We start from the raw sequence: 3,828 nt of genomic DNA, 5'->3' as shown, positions 1-3,828 counted from the left end.
TTGCACAACACCGAAACCTTATTGGCAAATTATTGGAAGAAAAGCACCTGATGTTCCACTCTGGGAAATTTCTACGTGAAAAGTCTGGATAACCAGTAAAAGGAATTAACAATGTTTAAAACCATATTTTATATTTTTCTGCTTTTATATCCTTTCGCTTCTGCTCAAAATATCATCATCAATGAATTAATGTACGATCCCGAGGGTACCGATGGAGGTTACGAATGGATCGAATTATATAATTCCGGAATTCAACAAGTAAATTTGTTGGATTGGAAAATCCAAAAGGCTGGATCTGTATTTGATGATGTATTTACTTTTCCGGCAATTTATATTCAACCTGCAGATTTTCTTCTAATTGGTGAATCAAATGTTCAAGGTGCTGATATTGTCACAACTCTTGCCTTCCAGAATGGAGGTAGCGAAACCGACGGAGTCCGACTTGTTTCAGCGGATGGACAATTCACGGATACGATTTTATATGACGAACCGAATGATAACAATCTCCCTGATGATCTCTCTGATCCGGGAACCACTTTTGCTCCAGATGTTTCCAGTGGGAATTCTCTCGCCAGAATTCACGATGGAGAAGATTCGGATAATTCGGAATTAGATTGGTTCGAATGTGAAGATCCGAGCCCCGGAGAACCGAATATTTATCCCATAGATTTAGCTCTCGATGAAATTATTGCGATCGAAAATGATGGTAATTATCAGTTGATTTCATACATCTCAAACTTATCCACATCCGATGTGGATAATCTCGCTGCATCTATTGAAATCAGTATAAATGACACCCTGTTTGGAAATTATGATTTACCTGAAATCAACTCTAATGGAACTATCGAATTTATTATAGAGTTAGGCTCATTTTCAGCTGGTTTACAAGTTGTGAATGCAAAGCTTAATTTTATATATGACATAGAGTTAGAAAATAACTATCGGACAATTTCTTTTTTAGTTGGAGAATCTTCTCTGATTATCAATGAGATCTTGTTCAAACCTGCTTTTGACAACCAGGAATGGATTGAGATTTTCAATCGTGGCGACTGTGGATATGTTGTGGATAACTTTCAAATTATTGATGCATCCGGAGGAATTATCGAGTTTTCCGGAACGATCGATGCTCAAGATTTTTTGGTTATTTGTCAGGATGAAAATCAGATTATGGAATTATATCCCTTCGCAATTCCTGCAAAAATTGCTGAAGCAAATAGCTGGACTGCTCTTAATAATAACGATGAAGTTCTGAAACTAACTGACGAGTATGGAACAATGCTCGATTCAACTTCTTATTCCGGCAATTCCTGTCCAACCGATTTTTCGATTGAAAGAGTGAATCCTTTTGAAGATGAAGAAATCGTTTGGGAGATTTGTGAAGATAGTCTGGGCGGAACTCCAACTTTACCAAACAGCGTTTTACCTCTTGAAAACGATCTGAAATTGACAGTTCTCGGTTTGGAAATTCAAGGAAATCAGCTCGAACATTTCTTTCAAATTGAGAATATCGGTTTCGAAAATATAACTTCAGGTTCATTTGTCTGCTCATCAGTTATGGATGGTGAATATCCCGAAACAATAATCTATGAGGAAAACCTTTTTATCGATGATTCTCTGAATTTCTCTTTTTTAACTGAAATTCCGGCAATTGGCTATACATCTTATAAATATGAGATCAATTCTCCTGAAGATTTAGACACTTCCAATAATTCTGCTCTTTGGTTTTATAATAATAATTCACTTCCCTTTGTTATCAATGAGATCATGTATGATCCTTTCGAAGATGAGCCGGAATGGCTGGAGATCAAGATCAACGATTTTATTCCCGATTTGGAGCATATTTATGTTGTGATCAGTAATGATACGATCACGATTCCAATGTCTAATAATGATTATATCCTCCTGACAAATTCTGAAGACGATTCGATATTTTTGGAAGATAATTATGGTTTAGCGAATGTTCCAATCTATCTCGATCTGGGAAGTCTAACAAATAGCGGAGAACAGATATCAATTATAGACATTTGCGGAAATATAATTGAAAGTTTTTTCTATGATCCAAATTGGAATGATGAACTCGATGCAGTATCGATTGAACGAGTGAATCCGTTTTTACCTGCAGATCCATGGAATTGGGGAGCATCATTCAATGCCTGTACTCCCGGAGCGCAGAACAGTCTTCTACCTTTTGAAAAGGATTTGGAACTTATCGCTGACGGTTTTGCTGTTCAAGAAAACCAAATTGTGCATTCCATTATTCTAAAAAATATTGGTCTGGAAAATATCAATTCTGCAGTATTCCGGTGTTTTACATCTTTGAACGGGAGTGGAAATGAAACCGAGATTTTTATGGAAGAATTGAATTTATCTGACACCCTTTTTTATAATTTCCAGGCTGATATTCCTGCTTATGGATATTGGACTTTCCGGTATGAAATCACTTCTGGTGAAGATTTGAATCCTTTCAATAATTCCGATTACAGTTTTTATAACAACAATTCTTTGCCTTTTGTTATCAATGAAATAATGTATGATCCTGATAATGAACCGGAATGGATCGAACTGAAGATAAATTATTTTATACCTGATTTAGAAAAGATCATAACTTTTATAGGAAATGATTCCATTGAGATCGATTTTCAGGATGTCGAATATTTGCTGGTTACAGGTTCGGAAGAAGATGCGGATTCATTGCGTGTTCTTTATGGATTGGAAGAGATTCCAATTTTTACCGGAATTACTTCGTTATCGAATTCCGGAGAAGATATTTCGATTTTGGATTTTTACGGTAATACGATAGAAAACTTCTTTTATGATCCTGATTGGAACGATGGCATAAAAGGAGTTTCCATCGAAAGAGTAAATTCTAAATTGGCAGCAACTTCATCGAATTGGGGACCTTCCGTAAATTATTCTACTCCCGGAACAGAAAATAGCATTTTCGTCCAAATACTTCCGAGTAATGTCGATCTTTCAATAAAACCTAATCCATTTTCTCCCTTTAGAAGCGAACGAACCATCATCAGTTTTGAACTTCCCGAAAAGTTGAGCAAGATTACAGTCCGTATTTTCGACCTGAAAGGGAGATTGATTCGAAAACTTGCCGATCAGACTTTGCAGGCAAACAAAGGTGATTTGATCTTTGATGGAAAAGATGATAATGGGAAAAGGCTGCCGATCGGAGTTTATATTATTTTGATGGAAGCGACTTCCAGAGAATCAGAGAAAACATATTCCAAAACGAAAACTTTTGTGATTGGAAAATAAAACCTTGTGAATGGTTTCCCACAGAGAGATTTGTTCCAAATCTCCAGAGGAGAGTATTAACCTTCGCAATGGTTTGACGATTGATGATTGACGAATGACGTTTGATGAAGAAAAATGAAATCTCATTGTGAGTTATCTTCTTAATCCTCAAACGAAGCAATTTCAATCAAGAATAGAATAGGAAAGGAATAGAACGGAATGAAAAAATTCTTATTCATAATAATTTGTATTTCTATCTTTACAAACTGTTATTCACAAAATGATGATACATTAGAGTATTATCAAAAAGGGATGGATGCTCTGAATGAAAAGCAATATGAAATTGCGATTGAAAGTTTAGAAAAATATGTTGAATTAACCGATAATGCCAACGGAAAATATCAATTAGGAAAAGCGTATTTATTTGCCGGGAAAAATTTAGAAAAAGCGATAAAAATTTATGAAACTTACATTAAAAATTACAAACGGTTTAAAAACAAATATCAAGTTCCCGGTTTGGACGGAGCATATTGGAGATTAGGTCTTGTTTATGAAAGAAAAGGAGATCTGAAGAAAGCAGAG

General features: G+C 35.5%; 2 protein-coding genes. Both read left to right on the top strand.

Features of this window, described 5'->3' with window-relative positions:
- Positions 1-111 precede the first annotated feature (111 nt).
- Positions 112-3,267, top strand: a complete 3,156-nt coding sequence (locus ENL20_00795; protein ID HHE37098.1) for a hypothetical protein — start codon at positions 112-114, stop codon at positions 3,265-3,267.
- 198 nt (positions 3,268-3,465) lie between these two features.
- The coding region (locus ENL20_00790; GenBank protein ID HHE37097.1) for a tetratricopeptide repeat protein at positions 3,466-3,828 on the top strand (363 nt) is incomplete at its 3' end.

This window comes from Candidatus Cloacimonadota bacterium, from assembly GCA_011372345.1.
Classification (GTDB): domain Bacteria; phylum Cloacimonadota; class Cloacimonadia; order Cloacimonadales; family TCS61; genus DRTC01.
The sequence above is the reverse complement of the archived record's forward strand: the minus strand, read 5'-3'. Positions and strand labels throughout refer to the sequence as shown.

Excerpts from the sequence above, each read along its gene's own strand:
- ENL20_00795 (HHE37098.1), top strand. The coding sequence starts at position 112 with ATGTTTAAAACCATATTTTATATTTTTCTGCTTTTATATCCTTTCGCT.